The sequence below is a fragment of the Achromobacter sp. ACRQX genome (assembly GCF_022346505.1).
Classification (GTDB): domain Bacteria; phylum Pseudomonadota; class Gammaproteobacteria; order Burkholderiales; family Burkholderiaceae_B; genus Achromobacter; species Achromobacter animicus.
The window spans coordinates 366210-387396 of the sequence record NZ_JAKRML010000001.1 but is presented as its reverse complement, the minus strand read 5'-3'; the positions used below and the strand labels follow the sequence as shown (position 1 = coordinate 387396).

Annotated in this window: 19 protein-coding genes; 7 read left to right on the top strand and 12 right to left on the bottom strand. The window is 67.4% G+C overall.

All coding sequences use genetic code 11. The features are described 5' to 3' along the window. The 11 genes from MHZ91_RS01710 to MHZ91_RS01660 form a co-directional block, all read right to left on the bottom strand. Positions 1 to 2711 (bottom strand): beta strand repeat-containing protein (locus tag MHZ91_RS01710; protein ID WP_370647769.1); only part of this gene is annotated, 2711 nt, incomplete at its 3' end. Between the two features lie 271 nt (positions 2712 to 2982). Further along, on the bottom strand, positions 2983 to 3342 hold the full coding sequence (locus MHZ91_RS01705; protein ID WP_239211938.1) for a Rap1a/Tai family immunity protein: 360 nt from the start codon (positions 3340 to 3342) through the stop codon (positions 2983 to 2985). An 84-nt stretch (positions 3343 to 3426) separates the two neighbouring features. After that, positions 3427 to 3945, bottom strand: a complete 519-nt coding sequence (locus tag MHZ91_RS01700) for a lipocalin family protein (protein ID WP_175122630.1) — start codon at positions 3943 to 3945, stop codon at positions 3427 to 3429. An 11-nt stretch (positions 3946 to 3956) separates the two neighbouring features. Further along, positions 3957 to 5039 carry a cyclopropane-fatty-acyl-phospholipid synthase family protein gene (locus MHZ91_RS01695; protein ID WP_239211936.1) on the bottom strand — a complete coding sequence of 361 codons (1083 nt, stop codon included), beginning with the start codon at positions 5037 to 5039 and terminating at the stop codon, positions 3957 to 3959. A gap of 11 nt (positions 5040 to 5050) precedes the next feature. Further along, the gene (locus MHZ91_RS01690) at positions 5051 to 5818 is read right to left on the bottom strand and encodes a DUF1295 domain-containing protein (protein WP_239211934.1); all 768 of its coding nucleotides are present in this window, start codon (positions 5816 to 5818) and stop codon (positions 5051 to 5053) included. Beyond that, the gene (locus tag MHZ91_RS01685; RefSeq protein WP_239211921.1) at positions 5815 to 7089 is read right to left on the bottom strand and encodes a cyclopropane-fatty-acyl-phospholipid synthase family protein; all 1275 of its coding nucleotides are present in this window, start codon (positions 7087 to 7089) and stop codon (positions 5815 to 5817) included. The genes MHZ91_RS01690 and MHZ91_RS01685 overlap by 4 nt, the downstream gene beginning before the upstream one ends. Then, entirely contained in the window at positions 7086 to 7862 is a 777-nt protein-coding gene (locus tag MHZ91_RS01680) for a DUF1365 domain-containing protein (protein WP_239211919.1), read from the bottom strand. Before MHZ91_RS01680 ends, MHZ91_RS01685 begins: the two co-directional genes overlap by 4 nt. Next, positions 7859 to 9124: an NAD(P)/FAD-dependent oxidoreductase gene (locus MHZ91_RS01675; protein ID WP_239211916.1), complete on the bottom strand. Its 1266-nt coding sequence runs from the start codon at positions 9122 to 9124 to the stop codon at positions 7859 to 7861. The genes MHZ91_RS01680 and MHZ91_RS01675 overlap by 4 nt, the downstream gene beginning before the upstream one ends. Positions 9125 to 9126: 2 nt before the next feature. Beyond that, the gene (locus tag MHZ91_RS01670) at positions 9127 to 10059 is read right to left on the bottom strand and encodes an acyl-CoA desaturase (protein WP_239211913.1); all 933 of its coding nucleotides are present in this window, start codon (positions 10057 to 10059) and stop codon (positions 9127 to 9129) included. 117 nt (positions 10060 to 10176) lie between these two features. Beyond that, on the bottom strand, positions 10177 to 10848 hold the full coding sequence (locus MHZ91_RS01665; RefSeq protein WP_175122624.1) for an anti-sigma factor domain-containing protein: 672 nt from the start codon (positions 10846 to 10848) through the stop codon (positions 10177 to 10179). Continuing rightward, on the bottom strand, positions 10845 to 11390 hold the full coding sequence (locus MHZ91_RS01660; RefSeq protein WP_175122623.1) for an RNA polymerase sigma factor: 546 nt from the start codon (positions 11388 to 11390) through the stop codon (positions 10845 to 10847). The genes MHZ91_RS01665 and MHZ91_RS01660 overlap by 4 nt, the downstream gene beginning before the upstream one ends. Before the next feature lie 214 nt (positions 11391 to 11604). On the opposite strand from MHZ91_RS01660, the gene MHZ91_RS01655 reads away from it, so the two are divergent. The 6 genes from MHZ91_RS01655 (at position 11605) to MHZ91_RS01630 (ending at position 17235) form a co-directional block, all read left to right on the top strand. After that, a complete protein-coding gene (locus MHZ91_RS01655; RefSeq protein WP_370647773.1) occupies positions 11605 to 12150 on the top strand; it encodes a DUF3455 domain-containing protein in 546 nt (181 codons plus the stop codon). Positions 12151 to 12262: 112 nt separating this feature from the next. Beyond that, complete coding sequence (locus tag MHZ91_RS01650; protein WP_239211909.1) at positions 12263 to 12832, top strand: sigma-70 family RNA polymerase sigma factor; 570 nt, start codon at positions 12263 to 12265, stop codon at positions 12830 to 12832. After that, entirely contained in the window at positions 12829 to 13554 is a 726-nt protein-coding gene (locus MHZ91_RS01645) for an anti-sigma factor domain-containing protein (RefSeq protein ID WP_239211906.1), read from the top strand. Before MHZ91_RS01650 ends, MHZ91_RS01645 begins: the two co-directional genes overlap by 4 nt. 151 nt (positions 13555 to 13705) lie before the next feature. Next, positions 13706 to 14314, top strand: a complete 609-nt coding sequence (locus MHZ91_RS01640) for a lipocalin family protein (protein WP_239211903.1) — start codon at positions 13706 to 13708, stop codon at positions 14312 to 14314. A gap of 16 nt (positions 14315 to 14330) precedes the next feature. Then, positions 14331 to 15881, top strand: a complete 1551-nt coding sequence (locus tag MHZ91_RS01635) for a cryptochrome/photolyase family protein (protein WP_239211901.1) — start codon at positions 14331 to 14333, stop codon at positions 15879 to 15881. Positions 15882 to 16011: 130 nt separating this feature from the next. Continuing rightward, a complete protein-coding gene (locus MHZ91_RS01630; RefSeq protein ID WP_239211899.1) occupies positions 16012 to 17235 on the top strand; it encodes a benzoate/H(+) symporter BenE family transporter in 1224 nt (407 codons plus the stop codon). On the opposite strand, the gene MHZ91_RS01625 is transcribed toward MHZ91_RS01630, so the two are convergent. Next, positions 17224 to 18720, bottom strand: a complete 1497-nt coding sequence (locus MHZ91_RS01625; RefSeq protein ID WP_239211982.1) for a PLP-dependent aminotransferase family protein — start codon at positions 18718 to 18720, stop codon at positions 17224 to 17226. The two genes, MHZ91_RS01630 and MHZ91_RS01625, sit on opposite strands and share 12 nt — an antisense overlap. 152 nt (positions 18721 to 18872) lie before the next feature. Here MHZ91_RS01625 and MHZ91_RS01620 point away from each other — a divergent pair, with 152 nt between their 5' ends. Beyond that, a complete protein-coding gene (locus MHZ91_RS01620; RefSeq protein ID WP_239211889.1) occupies positions 18873 to 21161 on the top strand; it encodes a molybdopterin-dependent oxidoreductase in 2289 nt (762 codons plus the stop codon). Positions 21162 to 21187: the final 26 nt, after the last annotated feature.

The following is a 21187-nucleotide window of genomic DNA, read 5'->3' as shown; positions in this document are numbered from 1 at the left end:
CCGACGCGCAGCGAACCATGCGCCAACGGCGATCCGGTGGCGCCCATGCCCCCGCCGCCGCCGATGCTTTGCACCACCAGCGCATTCGCGGAGTCGCCCCACGTGGTGATGGTGCTGCCCGACAGGCTGAGCGTGGCATTGCCGCCGTAGCTGCCGGACCCGCCGCTGCCGCCGACCGTCGATTGCACGGTGCCGCCCACGGAGTCGCCCGTGCCGACCAGCGTCGACAGCGCCGAGGCACTGCCGCCCAGGCCGCCGCCGCCGCCGATGGATTGCACCAGCACGCCCTGCGAATTCGCCCCATAGGTCGTCAGGATCGAATTGTTGATGGCCGATGACGCCGTGCCGCCCGCGCCGCCGCTTGCCCCGGAGCCGCCCATCGCAAAGGTCACCGCAACGCCGAACGACGCATCCTCGTCCGGCACGGCGATCGCCAAGGCTTTCGCCACGGAGGCGCCGCCCGCTCCGCCCCCGCCGCCGATGGACTGCACGACCACGCCGTGCGCGTCGCCATTGGCGGTGCCCGACGATCCGGTCGTCAGGCTTGCGTTGGATACATTGCCCGCTGCGGTGCCGCCCGCGCCTCCGCTTCCGCCGGTGCCACCCACTGCGACCGACATGGCAAACCCGACGCTGGCGTCGTAGGAAGACGCGGCGCCGCCGGTCCCGCCGCCGCCGCCGATGGATTGCGACACGATGCCGTACGCATGGTCGCCGCTCGTGTTCAGGGTGTAGCCGTTCAGACCCACGGTGGACGCGCCGCCGTTACCGCCGCCGCCGCCCTGTCCGCCGATGACGGCGACCCCGCTTGCCGCACCGCCGTCCCCACCGCCGCCACCGATGGACTGACCCAGCATCCCGATCGAGCCCGCCCCGCTGGTGCTCAACGCACCGGACTGGCTGACGTTGACCGTGCCGCCGGACACCGCGGTGCCGCCCGCGCCGCCCAACGCGACGATGCCGCTGCTGACGCCCGCCGTTCCGCCGCCGCCGCCGATGGCCTGCGCCGAAATCCCGTGCGACGACTGCCCGGTCGTCGAGATGGACGACTGGCTGTTGATCGTGACCGAGCCGCTGGCTCCGCCGATGCCGGCATTCGCACCCGCGTTGCCGAACAGTTCGAAGTTGGCCGTGGTGGCGCCACCGATGCCGCCCATCGACTGGCCGAGAATGCCGATGGAGTAATCGTTCAACGTCTGAATGGAACCGCCGGTCGTCGTGACCGTGACTGCGCCGCCCGCGCCGCCGCTGCCGGCATTCTCGGGCGTGAAGTCGATGATGCCGCTGCTGGTTTCGACGCCGCCGCCCGCACCGCCCAGGCTGCTGGCCGAAATGCCGGTGGACTGCAAACCATTGGTCCGGATGCTGGCATTGCCATTCATGGCGACGCTCACCGTGCCGCCATTGCCGCCGACCGCGCCATTGCTGTCCTCGCGGCCCGCGCCGCCGTTGCCGCCTTGCGTGATGACGCTGACGCCGGGGATGTAGTTGCCGGAGGTTGTGATCGACGATCCGCTGTTGAGCGTGACGCTGGTCGTGGTGCCCCCATTGCCGCCGCCGTATCCGCCGACCTCGCCGCTGGTGTTGGTGATCGTCTGCGGACCCATCCCCCCATTGCCGCCGAGCCCGATGACGACAATTCCGCCGGACACCTGCGACAGGCTGGCGGGTTGGACCGTTGACGAGCTCGCCACGGATACCTGTCCGTTGTTCACGACCGTCATCGCGCCGAACTGGCCGCCGGTGCCGCCGTTGTCGCTGCCGTCCTCGGACGTCATCCCATTGCCGCCCTGGCTCAGCACAGACAGGCCGCGCACGCTGCTCAGGGCCGACCCGCTGACATTCACCGATACGTTGCCGCTGTTGGTGATGATCGTAGGGTTCGAGGCATTGGCCGTTCCGGCGCTGGCGCCGCTGCCGTTGTCATGCCCCCCATCGCCGCCGATGGATTCGGCGCCGATGCCCCACGCATAGCGCCCCGCGGATCCGCTGACCGAGACCGTGCCCGTGTTGCTGATATTGACGATATTGCTGTTGCCGCCACCGCCGCCGTTCTGATCCCCCGTCGCCGCGCTGTCCTGATTCCCGCCCACCGCGCCGATGCTGGCGCCGTAGAGGCCGACGCCGCCATATGGCAGGTACGACACACTGACGTTGCCGCTATTCGTGATCGTCACGGCGGAACCGTCGCCCCCCCGGCCGCCATTGCCCCCGCCGATCACCGTCTCATTGGCATTGGCGCCAATGCCGCCGACCGACGCGCCATAGATGCCGAACTGCGCGCCCGAATCGGCCCATATCCCAGGCCCGCTGCCCTGGGTGCTGGACGTCGGCGAGTTCTGCACCGTGATCGTCCCGCCGTTGTTGTTGACGGTGATGGTGCCGCCGTTACCGCCATTCGTCGCATTGTTGCTGGTATCGCTGGATCCCTCGCCGCCCGTCAGGCGAACAAAGATGCCACCCTGCGGGGCGCTGGGCTGCAACACCGCGCCGCTATTGATCACCGTGTAGTTGCCGCCATAGCCGCCGACGTTGTCGCCGGTGCCGGCGCTGGCGGTATTGACCACGCTGACCTGCGCGCCGGCCCCGCCCTGGCTGGACGAAATGGTGCAGGTGGTGGAATTGGAGGGGTTGGTGTCGACCGATGGGCAACTCAGCGCCGCGGCCGCCGGTTGCACCATGACAAGTCCCACGGCCGTGACGGAGAGCATCTCGCGCCAATCTGGCGGACGCAGCAGCGAACGGCGCGGTTCGAGGCCCCCCAATGCAGCGGCTCTGGCTCGCAAAGGTCGCTTTGCAGTCGGCTTGCCCATCGTCATCCCCTCGGCGCAAACCCGTAACAACGGGCCGCATAAGTTTTCTGATTTTTTCGGCTTCGGGATTTTTACCAGGGACGCGTGCCTTTGCACAGCAATGTTGCACTTCGGTCAGGATGCTGCCGGGGCGGCGCCAACGCATTGGTGCGCGCCAACAACGGTGGCCTTAACGGCAAGGAAACGAACGCGCCAGCGCCTCCCCAACCAGCGGTCCGGCGTTCGTTTTCAGGCGGCTGTCTGGCAACGCAGTCAGATAGCTGTGCACCCTGTCCTTCAACTCATGCGGCAGCACGCCCGTTCGGGTGCACCAGAGCGTTCCTTGCGTTTGATCGGCGATCCCGCTCACATAGGCCTGCGCATACGCCGACGAGAACTGGCGGCCCAGCGAGGCATCGCGAATCCCCGACGGCATTTTTCCTTCCATGGCGGCGACCAGGTCGGCGCCGGAAAAATGCCAGGTCCGGACTTCCTGCGCCTGGCTTGCCACCGAGGCAGACAGCATGCAGATCAGCGCCACGCGTCTCATTGTCTTCGTTCCTATTCGCCACGACATGGGCAATGGAGCGAAGGATAGCGCAGGCGGGATGGCCGCCCGCCTGCCCGTCCGCCATCACCGCTCGCAACGCTGCGGCACCTTGCGCGGCGCTTCCGTGTAACCCAACGCCGTCACCCTGCTGAGCAGATCGGCATAGACCGCATCGTCCAGGCACGGCACCCGGGCCATGATCCAGACGTAATCGCGCTTGGAGCGGCCAACGATGGTGATCTGGTACGACTCGTCCAGATAGGCGATGACGTACTCGGCCTTGATGGGCCAGATGAACTGCATGCCCCACACCGCATTGCCGGTGCCGGGCCGCACGGTGGCCACCGGATGCATGGTGTCGATGGGCGCCTCGAAGCTGCCATCGCGGTAGCGGAAATCCGTCTGCACCCGGCCGTCCGGCAGCAGCCGATAGCTTTCCACGGCGTCGTAGGCATTGCGCTCGGGCCAACTGGGAATGTGGGCGATCACATACCAATCGCCCATGAAACGGTTCAGGTCCACGTGAGCCACCGGCGGCATGGGCGGCGGCGACGCGCAGCCGGCCAGCAGGGCCGTCACGCCAATACACAGGTTTCGCAACATGATGGTTCTCCTCAAGGCCGCGTGTAGCGGTAGTGCGCCACGCCCCACTGCTGGCCGTCGTCATAGCCAAAGAGCTCGGCGCAGGCCATCCAGAACATGCGCCAGCGCTGGTGCCACAAACGGGCCAAGGACGGGCCGTAAGCGTCTGCCAACGCCGCCCGCGCCGTTTCCCGGCGCGCGTCCTGGTTGGCCAGCCAGTGATTGGCGGTGCGGGCGTAATGCGTCCCGTCGAGAAACCAGCGCTCCTCAAGTCGCAGGTCTTGCTGGAAGTGCAGCAACGTCTGCGCCGACGGCATGATGCCGCCAGTAAAAAAGTGCCGACCCATCCAGTTGCCGGCGCCGTCGGTCTCGAACGGATAGGCGCGCTCGCGGTGCGCGAAGATGTGCACGAACAACTTGCCGCCGGGCCGCAGCCACTGCGCAATGCGTGCCATCAGATCCTGGTAGTTGCGCATGTGCTCGAACATTTCCACCGAAACGCAGCGGTTGAAGGTGGCGGCGGGCAGCGCCAGCACGTTGACATCGCAGGTCACGACGCGCACGTGCGACCAGCCGCGCTCCCGGCAGCGCGCCTCGATGTGCTGGCGCTGGGTGGCCGAGTTCGACACCGCGGTGATGCGTGCGTTGGGAAAGCGCTCGGCCATCCACAGCGTCAGCGCCCCCCAGCCGCAACCTAGCTCCAGGATGTCCTGGCCGTCAGCCAGCTCGGCGCGCTCGCCATACAAGCGCAGCATGGCGGTTTCGGCCTGGTCCAGCGTTTCGCTGCCCGTTGGGTAAAGGCAACTTGAATATTTCATGCGCGCGCCCAGGCAAAGCTGAAAGAACGCGGTCGGCAATTCGTAGTGCTGGGCGTTCGCGGCATCGGTGTGGATGGCGACGGCGCTGGTGCGCAGGCCGGCGATAAGCTGGCGGTCGCGCTCGGTCCAGGCCTCGATGCCACCGGCGTATTCCTGCGCCAGACGCTCGGCGCAGAGGCGCCGCATGCCCAGGCGCACTAACCCATCGGGCAGCAGGCCGCGCTCGGCCAGGCCGAGCAGACCGGGCGCGGGGCGGTCGGTGGGCAACGGAGTGTCGTGCAGCGTCGCGGTCGTCATGGCATACCTCGTCAGGATTTCGGGAACCAGGGAAAGAACGCCGGCGTGCGGCGTTGGTAGTCGCGATAGTCGTCGCCGCGCGTGCGCAGCGCCTGTTGCTCGGTGAACGGAATGCCGCTGATCCAGCGCAGAAATACGTACATCAGCACCGGCCCCAGCCAGGACAACCATGCCAGCGGCGATCCCCACGCCAAGGCGACGTAGGCGAACCAATGGCACCACTCGAAGAAGTAGTTAGGGTGCCGCGAATAGCGCCACAGGCCGACCCGGCAGGTCAGGCCGCGGTGAGTGGGGTTGTCGCGGAAGTGGTCGAGCTGGCGGTCGGCAATCACCTCGCCCGACAGGGCGGCCAGCCAGATCAGCAGGGCCAGTGCCACGGGCCAGCCCTGCGCCGGGCTGACGCCCGCCGCCAGGAAGGGCAGGCAGAACAGCATCACCAGCCCGGCCTGGAACATGAACAGGCCGAAGAACTTGCCCTGGTGACCTTGCCAATGCTCGCGCAGCGCACGATAACGGCCGTCCTCGCCTGCGCGCACGCGCCGCCACAGATGCCAAGCCAACCGCAACGACCACACCCCAGCCATCAATGCCAGCGCGAGCCTGGCGGCAAGACTGCCCGCGCCAGTGGCGGCGATCAGCAATGCCGCCGCGCCCATGCCCAGCGCCCACACCACGTCGACGATGCCGGCGTTGGCGCGGCGGCGCTGCCAGCGCCAAGCCAACGTCATGGCGCCAATCATGCCCAACGCGATGCAGAACCATTGCTGCCAGGTCGTCATGGCGCCTCCCGCACCCAGCGCTCGCCCTCAGGGCGCGCCTGCGGATGCGTCAGCAGCAGGTGCGCAACGCCGATGGAGCGTTCGCGAAAGCCGCCTTCGCAGTACGCCAGGTAGAACTCCCACAAGCGGCTGAAGCGTGCGTCGAAGCCTTGCGCCCGCACCTCGGGCTGCCGCGCCAGGAAGCGTTCGCGCCAGACCTGCAGCGTGCGCGCGTACGACTGGCCGAAATCCTCCAGGTGCACCAACGCCAGATCGCAGGCGCGGGTCTTGGCGCGCAGCATGGCATCGATGGACGGAATGAAGCTGCCCGGGAATATGTGGCGCTTGATGAAATCCACCGAGGCCAGCGCCTGCGCATAGCGGTGGTCCTCGATGGTGATGGCTTGAATCAGCGCGCGGCCATGCGGGCTGAGCAGGCTGGCGACCTTGGCGAAATAGGCTTCCAGGAAATTCGCGCCAACGGCTTCGATCATCTCCACCGACACCACCTTGTCGTACTGGCCTTGCAGGTCGCGATAGTCGCGCAGCACGACGCTGACCCGATCCTGCAGGCCAGCGGCGCGCACGCGCTCGACCGCCAGGTCATGCTGCTCGCGCGAGAGCGTGGCGGTGGTGACGTGGCAGCCGTAGTGACGCGCCGCGTGGATGGCCAAGCCGCCCCAGCCGCTGCCGATCTCCACCACGCGGTCCGTGGGACGCAGCGCCAGCTTGCGGCAGATCGTCGCCAGCTTGCGATGGGACGCCCCCTCCAGCGTGTCATCGCCGTCAGCCCACAGCGCGGACGAATACATCAGGTCGTCGGACAAGAACAACGCAAAGAACGGATTGCCCAGATCGTAGTGGGCGGCGATGTTGCGGCGGCTGCCGTCGCGGGTATTGCGGTTGCCGGCATGCCAGCGCCGCAGTGCCCAGCCGGCCAGCCGCGCCAGCCCCGACTCCATGGCGTCCAGCGTGTCGCGGTTGCGCACCAATAAGCGCACCAGTCCGACCAGGTCGTCGCAGCGCCACAGGCCGTCGCCGTAGGCCTCGCCCGCGCCGACGCTGCCTTGCGCGGCCACCAGCCGGTAAAAGCCCAGGTCACTGACCGTCAGGCGCACGCACGGCTCGCCGCGGCCCAGCGTGACGCTGCCCAGCCCGTCTTCGATCAGCAGCCGGCCATGGTCCAGTGCCGCCAGGCTGGCAAACAGACGCTGGCGCAACAGCCGCTCGAGCGGACTGGCGCGGCGGCTGGCCGCGACCGAAGCATGTTCCGAGGGCGTCATGGGTTTCATCGCGGTTCTCCGTTGGGCGTGCGGGGATGGTCGTAGACGGGATTGCGCTTGAGCCACAGACGCAGCGCCTGCCAATGAATGGCGCCGACGACTTGCAGCGTCATCAACGGGTAGCGCCACAGCAGGCGCGCTAGCCCCGCGCCATCCAAGGCGCGGCGCTGCAGATCCAAGCGCGCGTCAAACTGCGCCACGCCTGCCCGGCTGACCCGCATGTGCACCCGCAGGTCGTCGGCGGGCAGGTTGAAGCGCCAGTCATAGGCGCAATCCATCGGCAGGAATGGCGATACGTGGAAGCGCTTGTCGAAGCGCCAGGCCAGCGCGTCGCCCTCGCGCTCGGCGGCGGTGGCCGGCAGCACCACGCAATGGCGCTGCTTCCACGGCGTATTGGTGATCTCGGCCACGATGGCCGCCAGCGTCTGGCCATCCGCGTCAAAGCAGTAATAGAAGCTCACCGGATTGAAGACGTAGCCGGCGTAGCGGGGGTGCGCCAGCAGTCGGATGGGCCCGTCCGGCATGTCTCCCAGATGCGCGCACAGGCGTTGCCGAACCGCCTGCGCCAGCGGCAAGCCGTCGCCGGCGTCGAGATAATCGGCCCTGCGCCACTGCGCCAGATTGGGGCGCTCTACGGACCACAGCCAGCGATCCTGAAACACGCGGTCGATCTCATCCAGATCCAGGTAAAGCTGCGCCATGCGGTAGCCGAAGCCATGCGCGTGCGGATGGTGGCGCCGGTGAGTCACCCGGCCCTCGTAGACGGCGCTCTGGTGGATCATGCCGCCTCCCTCTCCCGCACCCGCGACTGTTCCAGGATGCCGCGCACCACGTCCAGCGCGCTCGCCACGCCGTCTTCATGAAAGCCCCAGCCCCAATAGGCGCCGGCGTACCAACTGCGCCGGCGCCCCGATATCTCCGCGCGGCGCGACTGCGCGGCCACGGCTTCGTGGGTGTACACGGGGTGGTGATAACGCATGCGCGCCAGCACCGTGTCCGGATCGATGGCATCGCTGCGATTCAACGTCACGATGAAGGGCTGGGGCGACCTGATGCCCTGCAGCAGGTTCATGCAATAGCTGACCGAACACGGCGCGTCTGGATCGGCCGGCACGTAGGCGTTCCAGGCGGCCCAGGCCTTGCGCTGGTGCGGCAACAGGCGCGCGTCGGTATGCAATACCACGTCGTTGTCCTGGTAGGCGATGGCGCCGAGGACCTCGCGTTCCTGCGGCGTCGGGTCGGCCAGCAGCGCCAGCGCCTGATCGCTGTGGCAGGCGAAGATCACCTCGTCATGGTGGTCCTGGCCATCGGACGTCATGACCTGCACGCCGCCCGGCAGGCGCCGGACGGCGCGCACGGCGCAGTTCAGCCGCTCGCGCACCGCCCATTGCCGGCGCATGGCGTCGATATAGCGGCGCGATCCGCCCTGCACCACGCGCCACTGCGGCCGGCCGCTCAGGCGCAGCATCTGGTGGTTCGCCATGAACCGCACCAGGTATCGCGCCGGAAACGCCAGGATGCGCGAGGCCGGCGATGACCACAGCGCCGACGCCATCGGAATCAGGTGGTCGGTGCGGAACGCCTCACCGTAACGGTGTTGCGCCAGGTATTCGCCCAGCGTAGGGCCCGGCTCCGGGGCGCGCAGCAGCGCGGGCGCCTCGCGGTAGAAGCGGATCAGGTCGCGCACCATGCCCAGGAATCGCGGCGACAGCAGGTTGCGCCGCTGGCAGAACAGCGTGTCCAGCGAGGCGGCGTTATAGGCAAGACCGTCCGCTTCCTTGTGCACCGAAAAGCTCATGGTGGTGGGCTGCGACGCCACGCCCAATTCTTCCAGCAGCGCCGTGAAATGGGGGTAATTGAGCGGGTTGTGAACGATGAATCCGCTATCGACCGCATAGCGCCGGCCGCCCTGTTCGACCCTGTGCGTATGCGTATGCCCGCCCAGATAGTCGTTGGCCTCGTACAGCGTGACATCGTGGTCGCGGCCCAGCTTCCAGGCGCAGACCAGTCCCGCGATGCCCGAACCGATGATGGCGATGCGCATGCTCACTCCTTGGCAGCGGCCAGCGCCCAATCCGGCACGGCCTTCAGGTCCCAGATGAGGCCGGTGGCGGCCAGCAGGCGCAGGCCGTACCAGGTGATGTCGATCTCGCGCGGACGAAAACCCTGGCGCGCCGATCCCGGATAGAAGTGATGGTTGTTGTGCCAGCCCTCACCGAACGTCAGCAGCGCAAGCCACACGTTGTTGCGGCTGTCATCGGTGGTGTCATAGCGCCGCTTGCCGTAGCGGTGCGCCAGCGAGTTGATGGTGACGGTGGCGTGGAACAGGGTCACGGTGGAAATGAAGAAGCCCCACACCAGCATCTGCGGCCCGTCCGTGCCCAGGCAGGGCGCCACGCGCGCCAACAGCGCCCCCAATCCGTAGCACCCCACCGCCAGCGCCAGCGGCACCGCGGCGTCGAAGCGGTCGAGCCAGCGCAGTTCGGGGAAGCCGCGCAGATCCGGCACGCGCGCAAGGTCGGTGGCGAAGGCGCGGCGCGTCAGGAACCAGCCCATGTGGCTCCACCAGAAGCCGTGATGGCGCGGAGAATGCAGGTCATGTGCATCGTCGGCATGGCGATGATGGTGCCGATGGTGGGCCGCCCACCACAGCGGACCGCGCTGCGCGCACGATGCTCCCAGCACGGCGAACACCCACTGCATGCCCCGCGACGTCCGGAATGTGCGATGCGAGAAATAGCGGTGATAGAAGCCGGTCAGAGCGAACATCCGTACCGCGTAGAGCGCCCCCGCCAGCGCCACCGCAACCGGCGAGACACCGGTCCACAGCACACCCAGGCAGCCGGCGTGCAGCAAGGCGAAAGGCAAGGCGCGGGTCCAGTCGATGCGATCGGGATCGCCGCCCGGCGCGTCCTGCGCCTGCGTATCGACCCAGCGCCGCATCGAAGCGGTCCAGCCGGTAAGAATGGAGCGCATCATGCTGTCCTGTGGGAAACGTAGGGGGATATACGGTCCCGGCACAGCATCGGATGCGTAGGTGAAAACCCTGGTGCGGCGCGGGCCGCGGCAAGCGCGCGGCCCCGCTCAAGAAGCGGCTCAGATCTTGAGCACGTCGCCCTTCATGATGACCGGGCCGGTGGGCTTGCCCGACGGCGACCCGCCCGGCGGTTCGAGCGTGATGGCCAGGGTCTGCCCGCCTTCCAGGCCTTGGGCGCGCGGCAGCGCCGTCTGGCCATCGGGGGCCACCACCCCGACGGATATCGGCGCCTGTCCCGGCGGAATCACCCAGAGCTCCAGGGCCTTGCCGTCGGCGCGCGAGGCCAGATCCTGCAAGGCATGCACGTGCAGGCCGCCGCGCTCGTCGGCGCGCACCACCAGCATGGCCTGCGCCTCGGGGCTTTGCAGCACCGCCATCAGCTGCGTGCGCGCGGCGCGGTCAACCTGCATCGGGTAGATCGCCACCCCTGCCACCAGCAGGGCCGCCAGCGCGCCGCTGACCACGCGCCAGAATGCCAGGCCCTGCCAGCCACGGCCGCCCCCCGGCTTCAAGCGCGATTCGATGGCGCGCCACACGCGGCGCGGCGGCACCCGGGCCGGCAGCGACCACAACAGGGGGTAGATGTCGTTTTCCCATTCGCGCACCTGGCGGCGCAGGTTGGCGTCGGCGGCCATCAAGCCCTCGAAGCGGCGGCGTGCGCCCCCGCGCATGGCGCCGGCCACGTAATCCGCGGCAAGCCGCTCGCGCAGTTGAGGATTGGTGTAGTTCATGACAGACACCTCTTGAGCCGGTCCATGCCGCGCCGCACCCAGCTCTTGATCGTGCCCAGCGGGGCCTCGAGGCGGCGGGCGATCTCGCTGTGGCTGAGGTCGTCGAAAAAGGACAGCGCGATGGCCGCGCGTTGCTGACCTTCGAGCTGTTTCAGGCAGTCCGCCAGACGCTGGCCGTCCTGGTCGCGTTGCAAGCGTTCGAACGGGCCGGGCGCGTCATCGGCCCAGGCCTGCGTCAATGCGCCGTCCGCGTCGGGGCGTTCCAGGTCCGGCCGGCGGAGCATGTCGATGCAACGGTTGCGCACGATGCGCGTCATCCAGGTCATGACTTGGCTCTGCTCCGATGAATAGCGGGCGGCATTGCGCCAGATATTGATGAAGCTGTCCTGGAGGACTTCCTCTGCCCAGTCGCTTCGCCGCAATATACGTACCGCGAGCGCGAACAGATGCGGGGAAGTCTGACGATAGAGTTCCGCCAGCGCGGACTCCTGGCCGCGAGCGCACTCCTGTATCAAAGCCTGCAGACGAAGCGGATCGGGCATGGCGGCTATCCGGGGTCACTGGCATTCAGGCCGCGCGACGACAAAACGGCGCTCGGGGGACGGATGTCTTGCAGCGGATGATACAGGCAAGTCCAGGCCGCGAAATATTTTCCGCGGCCTGCATCCAACTGCGGCTCCCGCGTGTAGTACCTGCAACGGCGCACATTCCGTGCGCCGTATCCGCAGCGTTTTACTGCGCAGGAGACCGCTCATGATGACTCGCCACACCCCCGCCAACGGCCTTTTCGCGGCCGCAATGCTGGCCGCTTGCGGCATGCTGCAAGCTTCTCCGGCCCTGGCCGCCTCGCAAGACGCCCTGCCCGCCCCCGTCAAGGTACCCGCCGGCCACAAAGTGGCATGGGAAACCGTAGGCACGGGCGACATCACCTATGAATGCCGCGCCAAGGCCGACGCCAAGGACCAGATGGAATGGGTGTTCGCCGGTCCGAAGGCGGTGCTGAAAGACCGCCAGGGCAAACAGGTCGGCACCTACTATGGCCCGCCCGCCACCTGGGAAGCCGCGGACGGCTCCAAGCTGACCGGCACGCAGGTCGCCGTGGCGCCGGCCGGCGCGGGCAACCTGCCCTATCAACTGGTCAAGGCCAATCCCGCCATGGGCGCCGGCGCCCTGACCGGCGTCACGTATATCCAGCGCACGGCGCTCAAGGGCGGCGTGGCGCCGCAGACGCCTTGCACGAAGGCCGGCGAACGCAGCCAGGTGTCTTACCAGGCCGACTACATCTTCTGGAAGGCCAACTGACACCGGGCAGGCAGGCCCCTGGCGGCAACGGGACTCCGGTAACATGCCTGGATCCGCCGCCGCCCGGGGCTTGTCAGCCCGGTCCGTGCCCACCCCCTCCTGCTCTGTGCGCATGCCGAACCGACCTGATCCGGACTTCGATTACACCGCGGCCCTCGAGCAGTGCGCCGCGGGACGCCGCTCGGCGCTGGAGGCCCTGTACCGCCAAGAAGGCCCCCGTCTGCTGGGCGTCGCGCAGCGCATCGTGCGTGACCGCGCCCGGGCCGAAGACATCGTGCACGACGCCTTCGTCAATATCTGGAACCGGGCTGGCAGCTTCGACGCCACGCGCGGCTCGGCCCGCGGCTGGATCTACAGCGTCGCGCGCAACCTGGCGCTGAACGCCGTGCGCGACGGCCGCCACGAAACTGCCGTCGACGACGACACCGCCGCCGCGCTGGATGCTCGCGACGCAATGGCTGCCTGGCACGACACGCGCGACGCCTTCGACTGGCGCGACAGCGCCGGCCGCATCGGCCCGTGCCTCGAACAACTGGAACCCGTGCGCCGCAACTGCGTGCTGCATGCCTACGTGGAAGGCCTGTCGCACAGTGAAATCGCGCAGCGCCTGGGCGCGCCGCTGGGCACCGTCAAAGCCTGGATCAAGCGCAGCCTGAAAGCGCTGAAGGAATGCCTGGCATGAGCGCCCCGTCCCCTTCCCCCGACAACCTGGATGAACTGGCCGGCGAATACGTGCTGGGCACCTTATCCGCTGCGCGCCGGCGCGACGTCAACGCCCGCCTGCCGCACGATGCCGCGCTGCGCGCCGCCGTCGACCGCTGGGAGGAACGCCTGCTGCCGCTCAGCAGCCTGGCCGAGCCGATCGAGCCGTCGCCGGGCCTGTGGCCTCGCATTGCGGATACGCTGGATCGCCAACGCGCGGCCCCGCAAGCCGCGCAGCCGGCGCGCCCGGGTTGGTGGGACAGCCTGTTCTTCTGGCGCGGTGCGGCCGCCAGCGGCCTGGCTGCCGCCCTGGTGCTGGCCGGCACGCTGGCGCTGCGGCCCGCGCCCGCGCCGGGTCCCGTGCAGTACATGGTGGTGCTGGTCGCGCCCCAGTCGCAAACGCCGGGCTGGGTCGTGCAGGCCAGTGCCGGTCAGCGCGACGTGCAACTGGTGCCGATCGCGGCCATGCAGGTGCCGGCCGATCGTGCGCTGGAATTCTGGACCAAGGCCGACGGCTGGGCCGGTCCGGTCTCGCTGGGCCTGATCAAACCGGGCGAGCCGGTGCGCATCCCGCTGGACAAGCTGCCGCCGCTGGAACCGAACCAGTTGTTTGAACTGACGCTGGAACCGGCCACCGGGTCACCAACCGGCAAGCCGACCGGGCCGATCCAGTTCATCGGCCGCGCGGTAAAGGTGATGTAGCGCCGGCGCGCCTGAATCGGCGCCGGCCCCGGCACGGGACCTGAAGCCGGCCCGAAGCCCATGAATTGTTTCCTTTCTTTCCGAACTGGAACCAAGGGCGCAGACCCCCGCAAATATAATTTCCGAGATTCAAATTCAGCGGAGGTTTTTCATGCGCCATGCAGAAGCCGGTCGTCGTTTCATCCACCCGTTGCGGCGCGTCGCCCCGTGGCTGGCCTTGGGACTGTTGGGTTTGACGTTGTATGGCTGTGCCGCGACGACGCCGCCCAAAGGCGTGACACCCGTTGGCTCCTTCGACGTGCATCGTTATGAAGGACGCTGGTTCGAAATCGCGCGGCTGGACCACAGCTTCGAACGCGGCATGACAGACGTCACCGCCCACTACACGCTGCAAGACGACGGCACCGTGCGCGTCATCAACCGCGGGTTCGACCCGGCCAAGGGTTCGCAAGGCGATTGGCGTTCGGCGCAGGGGCGAGCCCGCTTCACGGGTGACCCGTCGGTGGCATCGCTGAAAGTGTCGTTCTTCGGCCCCTTCTATGGCGGCTACCATGTGGCCGCATTGGATCCGGATTACCGCTGGGCCCTGGTCGTTGGCCCGGATCGCAGCTACGCCTGGATTCTCGCGCGTGACAAGACGCTGGGCCGCAATACGCGCGACGACATCCTGCGCCGCGCCAAGGCGTTGGGCCTGGACACCGACGCATTCATCTGGGTCAGCCAGGATCGCGAACAGCCGCCACTTGAACCGGCCTCCTGATGCAAAGCCGCGCGCCATGACATCCGAGCGCGCGAGGGCGCACACCCTGCGCCTGATTCTCGGCGACCAGTTGAACCCGTTGCACAGCTGGTTCGCCCGGACCGACCCGAACGTCGTGTATGTGCTGATGGAAGTGCGTCAAGAGACGGACTACGTGCTGCACCACGCGCAAAAAATCCTGGCGATATTCGCCGCCATGCGCGATTTCGCGCGGCATCTGCGCGAGGCGGGACATCGCGTGCGGTATGTCGCCATCGACAATCCCAGCAACCGGCAGAACATCACCCAGAATCTGGCAGCGTTGATGGCCCACTATGGCGCCCGAGAACTGGACTACCAGCAGCCCGATGAGTGGCGCGTCAGCGAAGTCCTTGGCGCCTGGAGTGCGTCGCAAGCATTCTCTGTCCGGGAAGCCGACAGCGAGCACTTCTACACGACGCGTGACGAGGTGGCCAAGTTCTTCGCCCCACGCAAGAACTGGCTCATGGAGACGTTTTACCGTCATATGCGCCAGCGCCATGGCGTACTCGTGGACGAATCGGGCGCGCCCGCGGGCGGCCGATGGAACTTTGACCACGACAACCGCAAGTCCTGGCCTGGAACGCCGCCGCTGCCGCCGGACGCGCGGCCCGAGCATGACCATCGCGCGTTGTGGGAAACGGTGTGTCAGGCAGGCGTGCGAAGCTTTGGAAATCCGCAAGCCGATCACTTCCGCTGGCCGTTGAATCGCACGCAGGCGTTAGCGTGGCTGGATCATTTCATCCAGCACACCTTGCCCAACTTCGGGGCTTACGAAGACGCCATGAGCGCGGGCAATCCGCGCCTGTTTCACTCGCAGTTGTCATTCGCCCTGAACACCAAGATGCTGCACCCAGACGAGCTGGTGCGGCAGGCGCAGGCCGCCTACGAAACGGGGCGCGCGCCCTTGGCAGCGGTCGAGGGCTTCATCCGGCAGATCCTGGGATGGCGCGAATATGTGCGTGGCGTGTACTGGGCGCACATGCCGGGTTACGAGACGCGCAACGCCTTGGCGCACACACGCCCGCTGCCGACGTGGTTCTGGACCGGAAAGACCACCATGCGCTGCATGCGCGACGCCATCGGCAATTCGCTGGACAACGCCTACGCGCACCATATCCAACGCCTGATGGTCATCGGCAACTTCGCGCTGCTGGCCGGTCTGGACCCTGCCGAAGTGCACCGTTGGTATCTGGGCGTGTACATCGATGCGTTCGAATGGGTCGAACTGCCCAACACGGTTGGCATGAGCCAGTTTGCCGACGGTGGTCTGCTGGGCACGAAACCCTATGCCGGCAGCGCGTCATACATCGATCGGATGAGCGATTACTGCCGTGGATGCTCGTACGACAGGAAACAGAAGACAGGCGATCGCGCCTGTCCGTTCAACGCGCTGTACTGGGATTTCTTTGCTCGCCATCAACCGCAGCTCAAGGACAACCGGCGCCTGGCCATGGTGTACCAACGCTGGCGGGACATGCCCGAGGACGCGCAGACGGCGTTGCGTGAGCACGCGGCGCTGACATTGACACGCCTGGACGAGCTTTAAGAAAGGCTCCACTTCAGAAGCGGTCTGCCCACCCGGCGGGATGTGGCAGGTATCAACCTGCCGCGCCCCCCATAGACTCCCCGTTCAAGTCCGGCCCGCGGCCGGGCGCCCCTTGAATGCGGAGTGATTCATGACAGCACCTCGGGCGGGTATCCGACTCGCCGACTTCCTTTCCCCGACCGTCGCGGCCCTGATATCGGTGTTGGTGAACTATGGCGGCACCTTTGTCCTGGTGTTTCAGGCGGCAGAGCTGGCCCGCTTGACGCCGGCGCAGACCACCTCCTGGGTATGGGCGGTATCCATCGGGGTGGGCGTGACCGGCGCGCTGCTCAGTTGGCGCTACAAGGCGCCCATCATTACGGCGTGGTCCACGCCCGGCGCCGCGTTCCTGGCCACGGTCATGCCGTTCACGCCTTATCAGGAAGTCATCGGCGCGTACATGTTGTCGGCGCTGGGTTTCATCGTGCTGGGACTGTCGGGTGCATTCGAAAAGCTTGTGCGCAGGATCCCGGCTGGCATTGCCGCCGGACTGCTGGCGGGCATCCTGCTGCAGTTTGGCGTCAATGCCTTTGGCGGCGCCAGCGCCGACCCCCTGCTGGTGATCGTGCTGGTGGTGTCCTACGCGCTGCTCAAGCGCTTCTCCTCGCGCTTCGCCGTGATCGGCATCCTGGCCATCGGCCTCGCATTGCTCATCGCGCAGGGCCGGATCGACTTCTCGGCGGTCCATCTGCGCCTGGCGGCGCCCGTGTTCGAAATGCCCGGCTTTTCGCTGCAGGCCGCGCTGGGCGTTGCCCTGCCCCTTTTCATCATCACCCTCACCGGTCAGTACATGCCCGGCATGCTGGTGCTGCGCAACGATGGCTACCGGACCAGCGCGAATCCGATCCTGACCGTGACGGGACTGGGCTCGCTCGTGATGGCGCCTTTCGGGGCGCACGCATTCAATGTCGCGGCGATCACCGCCGCCATCTGCACCGGCAAGGACGCCCATGAAGATCCCGCCAAGCGTTACATCGCGGGTCTGGCCTGCGGTGCGTTCTACATCCTGGTCGGCACCTTCGGCGTTACGTTGGCGACACTGTTCATGGTGCTGCCCAAGGCATTCATCACCACGCTGGCCGGCCTTGCCTTGCTTGGCGCGATTGGCGGCAGCCTGGCCAACGCCATGGCCGACGCGCGCACGCGTGAGACGGCGCTCATCACCTTTCTGGCCACCGCCGCGAACGTCACGATGCTAGGCGTGGGCGGCGCATTCTGGGGCCTGGTGGCCGGCTTGACCGCGCATCTGCTGATGCACGGCGCCCCTCAGGGACGGCACTCCATGCTGCCCAATCAAGGCCGGTCAAGCCCTTGACAGCGCGTTCTCCAGACGCAGCACGGCGTCCTCGATCTCGTAGGCCGTCAACGACGCATAGCCCAGCAGCCAGCCCGGCTGCTTGTACGGGCCGGCATACAGCCGGCTGAGGCCGGGCAGGCGCAGGCCGGCGCGCTCCGCCAGAAGCAGGGTCCTTTCCTCGGACCAGCCCGGCTCGAGCAGGCACGGGATCTGCAGGCCGCCGGGGGGACGCACTGCCTGCACGACGTGGCCCAGCCGCTTGACCAGCGACGCCAGCAGAACCTCGCGGCGCCCCGCGTACAGCTTGCGCATTGCCCGCACGTGCGAATGGTAATGACCGTCTTCCATGAAGCGGGCCAGTGTCAATTGCAGTATCTGCGGCGTGTGTCCGTCCATGATGCTGCGCGCCCGTGAAAAGGCGTCGACCAGTTCGGGCGGCAGCGCCATGTATCCCATCCTCAGGCCGGGAAACAGCGTCTTGCTGAACGTACCCAGGTACAAGGTGCGCTGATGCCGGTCCAGCCCCTGCACGCAAGCAGTCGGCAAACCGTCGTAATGGAATTCGCTGTCGTAGTCGTCCTCGATGATCCACTTGCCATGGTCGGCGGCCCAACCGATCAGCTCCAGCCTGCGTTCCAGCGACAACGTCACGCCCGTCGGATACTGGTGCGACGGCGTCACATACACGCAACTGGCGCCGCTGCGGTCCGCGCGCAGGAGGTCCATGCGTATGCCCTGCGCGTCGACGTCTATCGGCACGATCCGCGTTTCGGCGGCCTCGAACGACTTGCGGGCGCCAAAGTAACCGGGGTTCTCCATCAGGATGGGCTTGTCGGCGTCGGCCAGCAGTTGCGCGCACAGGAAGAGCGCTTGCCGGGTGCTGCTGAGCACCAGGACCTGCTCGGGCACGACTTTGGCGCCACGCTCCAGATTCAGATAGGCAGCGATGGCGCGGCGCAGCGGTTCAGCGCCCTGCGGTTCGCCATGCAGCAGAACGTGGCTGCGGCTGTCCTTCATGACTTGGCGCTGCAGGCGTTCCCAGACGCCAGTGGGAAACGTGCGCGTCTCGGGCAGGCCGGTTGCGAACGCCTTGATGACCTGCTGGTCTGACACGCCGCCGCTATCCAGGATCGCCCGCCCGCGCCGGCTCAGACCCGCACCCGGCTGCGCCGCGCCGGGCTTGCGCTCCAGCCTTGCCCGCTTGCGCGTCGCGCCCCGCAGTTCGATTCCCACCGTCTCGGACACATAGCTGCCCGAGCCCTCGCGACGCACGATGTAGCCATCGCGATGCAGTTGCACGTAGGCGTTTTCGACGGTGTCGCGGGACACGCCCAGCGACTTGGCCAAGCTGCGCGTCGCGGGCAGCTTGACCCGCGGTCCCAGCGCGCCGTCCAGGATCAGCGCGCGCAGCGCCCGCTGGATGCGCTGATGCAGATCCAACCGCTGGAGCGCCGCCTCGTTCATTTGAATCTTGAGCGTATCCAGCTGGAATGTCGTTGCCATACGGTTGTTGAACGGTCTGCTGATCGGCACGGAAATGGCCAGTCCTGACCGGCCATTCTAAGTCACTGCCGGGCATTGCCCGCGAAGGAGATGCATCGGGCCCGCACCCGCCGCAGTATGATTTCGACGATCAAGCACTCTGAGTTTTCCGCATGGCACGTACGCGTCACCCCTCGCTCGCGCATTGGGGCGCCTTCACGGCAATTACCGAAGCCGGCCGCCTGGTCGGCTGCGAGCCTTTTGAGCCGGATCCGGCGCCCTCGCCCATGCTGGATTCCATTCCCGAGATCGTGCATTCGCCACTGCGCGTGCGCCGTCCCGCGGTGCGGCGCGGCTGGCTTGAAGGCCGCCGCGACCGCGAGGGCGACGACTACATCGAAATTTCCTGGGACCGCGCGCTCGACCTCGTGTCGGGCGAGCTGACGCGCGTGCGCGCCAAGCATGGTGCGGCCGGAATATTTGGCGGCTCGTATGGCTGGTCCTCGGCCGGGCGGGTCCATCATGCGCGCAGCCTGATCCGGCGGTTCCTGTTCCTGGGCGGCGGCTGCGTCGATCAGATCGGCAATTACAGCTGGGGCGCTGCGCAGTTTCTGCTGCCGTATGTCATCGGCACCACCTCGCCCGTCAGCGGCGATGTGACCGATTGGGACAGCGTGCTGGAACACACCCGGGTGCTGATCGCGTTTGGCGGCATTCCGGTCAAGAACAGCCAGGTGACGTCGGGCGGCGCAGGTCTGCACAACCTGCCGGGATGGTTGGGCGAGGCCCAGCGGCGCGGCATCAAGCTGGTGGTGGTCAGCCCCACCCGGGCCGACATTCCCGCCGAAATGGCGGCCGAGTGGCTGCCGATACGGCCCAATACCGACACAGCGTTGATGCTGGGCATGGCGCATACCCTGCTGACCCAGGACCTTCACGACGAAGCATTTCTAGCCAGCCATTGCACCGGGTTCGAGCGCTGGGCCGCGTATTTGCGCGGCAATACCGATGGCCAGCCCAAGGACGCGGCGTGGGCCGCGGCGATTACCGGCATTCCGGCGACCCGCATTGCGGCGCTGGCACGCGAGGCCGCGCAGCAGCGCAGCCTGTTGACGGCTGCGTGGGCCTTGCAGCGTGCGCAGCATGGCGAGCAGCCGTATTGGGCATTGATCGGACTGGCGGCCATGCTCGGCCAGATCGGCCTGCCCGGCGGCGGCTTTGCCTTTGGCCATGCCTCGTTGAACGGCGTCGGCCAGCCGCGCCGTCAGGTGCCGGGGCCGGAGATTCCCGTGCCCAAGAACCCGTCGGGCTTGGCGATTCCGGTCGCGCGCATCGCGGACATGCTGCTGGCGCCGGGCACGGAATACGAATTCAATGGTGGGCGCCATGTGTACCCGGACGTGAAGCTGATCTACTGGGCCGGCGGCAATCCCTTCCATCACCATCAGGACCAGAATCGCTTGCGGCAGGCCTGGAACAAGCCCGAGACGGTGATCGTGCACGAGTCCCTCTGGACACCGTTGGCACGGCGCGCCGATATCGTGCTGCCCGCCACGACGGCGCTCGAGCGCGAAGATGTGGGCGGGTCGTCGCGCGATCCTTACGTGTTCGCCATGCATCGCGCCGTGGAGCCGCAAGGCGAGGCGCGCAACGATTTCGACATCTTTGCCGAGCTGGCGCGGCGCGCCGGCTTTGGCGAGGCGTTCACCGCGGGGCGCGATGTGCCCGGCTGGTGCCGGCATGTCTATGACGGCATGCGGGCGGGATGCCAGGCGCGGGGCGTGGAACTGCCTGACTTTGACACCTTCTGGGCGCGCGGGCATGCCGAAGTGCCGCCGCCCGAAACGCCCTACGTGCTGTTTGAGCGCTTCCGGCAGGACCCAGCCGGCAACCCGCTTTACACAAAGTCCGGGCGGATCGAGCTGTATTCCGAAGCGGTGGCCGGTTATGGCTATGACGATTGTCCCGGGTATCCGGCCTGGCTGCCGCCGACCGAATGGCTGGGCGCGCCGGCCGCCGAGCAATGGCCGCTGCATCTGCTGACCAATCAACCGCGCACGCGGCTGCACAGCCAACTGGATCCCGCCAGCCTGTCGCGCGCCGGCAAGGTGTCCGGCCATGAGCCCATTGCGATCAACCCGCTGGATGCGGCCAAGCGCGGCATCAGCGAAGGCGATGTACTGCGGGTGTTCAACGACCGTGGCGCCTGTCTGGCGGGTGCGGTGCTGGACGACGGACTGTCGCGCGGCGTCGTGATCATGGCGACGGGCGCCTGGTCGGATCCCGACGGCCCTCTGGACAGGCATGGCAATCCGAACGCACTGACCGCGGACATCGGAACCTCGCGGCTGACGCAGGGCCCCAGCGCCCAGACCGCCCTGGTGCAGGTGGAAAAGTATCTGGGCGAGCCGGTGCAGCATCGGGCCTGGGAACTGCCCGTGTTGCTGTCCGGGGCGGCGTAGTACCGCAACCCGCCCCGCGGCAGTCA

Coding starts and splice junctions, on each gene's coding strand:
- MHZ91_RS01630 (WP_239211899.1), top strand. CDS start 16,012: ATGACAGCACCTCGGGCGGGTATCCGACTCGCCGACTTCCTTTCCCCG.
- MHZ91_RS01670 (WP_239211913.1), bottom strand. CDS start 10,059: ATGATGCGCTCCATTCTTACCGGCTGGACCGCTTCGATGCGGCGCTGG.
- MHZ91_RS01700 (WP_175122630.1), bottom strand. CDS start 3,945: ATGTTGCGAAACCTGTGTATTGGCGTGACGGCCCTGCTGGCCGGCTGC.
- MHZ91_RS01705 (WP_239211938.1), bottom strand. CDS start 3,342: ATGAGACGCGTGGCGCTGATCTGCATGCTGTCTGCCTCGGTGGCAAGC.
- MHZ91_RS01650 (WP_239211909.1), top strand. CDS start 12,263: ATGCCGAACCGACCTGATCCGGACTTCGATTACACCGCGGCCCTCGAG.
- MHZ91_RS01645 (WP_239211906.1), top strand. CDS start 12,829: ATGAGCGCCCCGTCCCCTTCCCCCGACAACCTGGATGAACTGGCCGGC.
- MHZ91_RS01680 (WP_239211919.1), bottom strand. CDS start 7,862: ATGATCCACCAGAGCGCCGTCTACGAGGGCCGGGTGACTCACCGGCGC.
- MHZ91_RS01640 (WP_239211903.1), top strand. CDS start 13,706: ATGCGCCATGCAGAAGCCGGTCGTCGTTTCATCCACCCGTTGCGGCGC.
- MHZ91_RS01620 (WP_239211889.1), top strand. CDS start 18,873: ATGGCACGTACGCGTCACCCCTCGCTCGCGCATTGGGGCGCCTTCACG.
- MHZ91_RS01685 (WP_239211921.1), bottom strand. CDS start 7,089: ATGAAACCCATGACGCCCTCGGAACATGCTTCGGTCGCGGCCAGCCGC.
- MHZ91_RS01655 (WP_370647773.1), top strand. CDS start 11,605: ATGACTCGCCACACCCCCGCCAACGGCCTTTTCGCGGCCGCAATGCTG.
- MHZ91_RS01635 (WP_239211901.1), top strand. CDS start 14,331: ATGACATCCGAGCGCGCGAGGGCGCACACCCTGCGCCTGATTCTCGGC.
- MHZ91_RS01625 (WP_239211982.1), bottom strand. CDS start 18,720: ATGGCAACGACATTCCAGCTGGATACGCTCAAGATTCAAATGAACGAG.
- MHZ91_RS01665 (WP_175122624.1), bottom strand. CDS start 10,848: ATGAACTACACCAATCCTCAACTGCGCGAGCGGCTTGCCGCGGATTAC.
- MHZ91_RS01675 (WP_239211916.1), bottom strand. CDS start 9,124: ATGCGCATCGCCATCATCGGTTCGGGCATCGCGGGACTGGTCTGCGCC.
- MHZ91_RS01690 (WP_239211934.1), bottom strand. CDS start 5,818: ATGACGACCTGGCAGCAATGGTTCTGCATCGCGTTGGGCATGATTGGC.
- MHZ91_RS01695 (WP_239211936.1), bottom strand. CDS start 5,039: ATGACGACCGCGACGCTGCACGACACTCCGTTGCCCACCGACCGCCCC.
- MHZ91_RS01660 (WP_175122623.1), bottom strand. CDS start 11,390: ATGCCCGATCCGCTTCGTCTGCAGGCTTTGATACAGGAGTGCGCTCGC.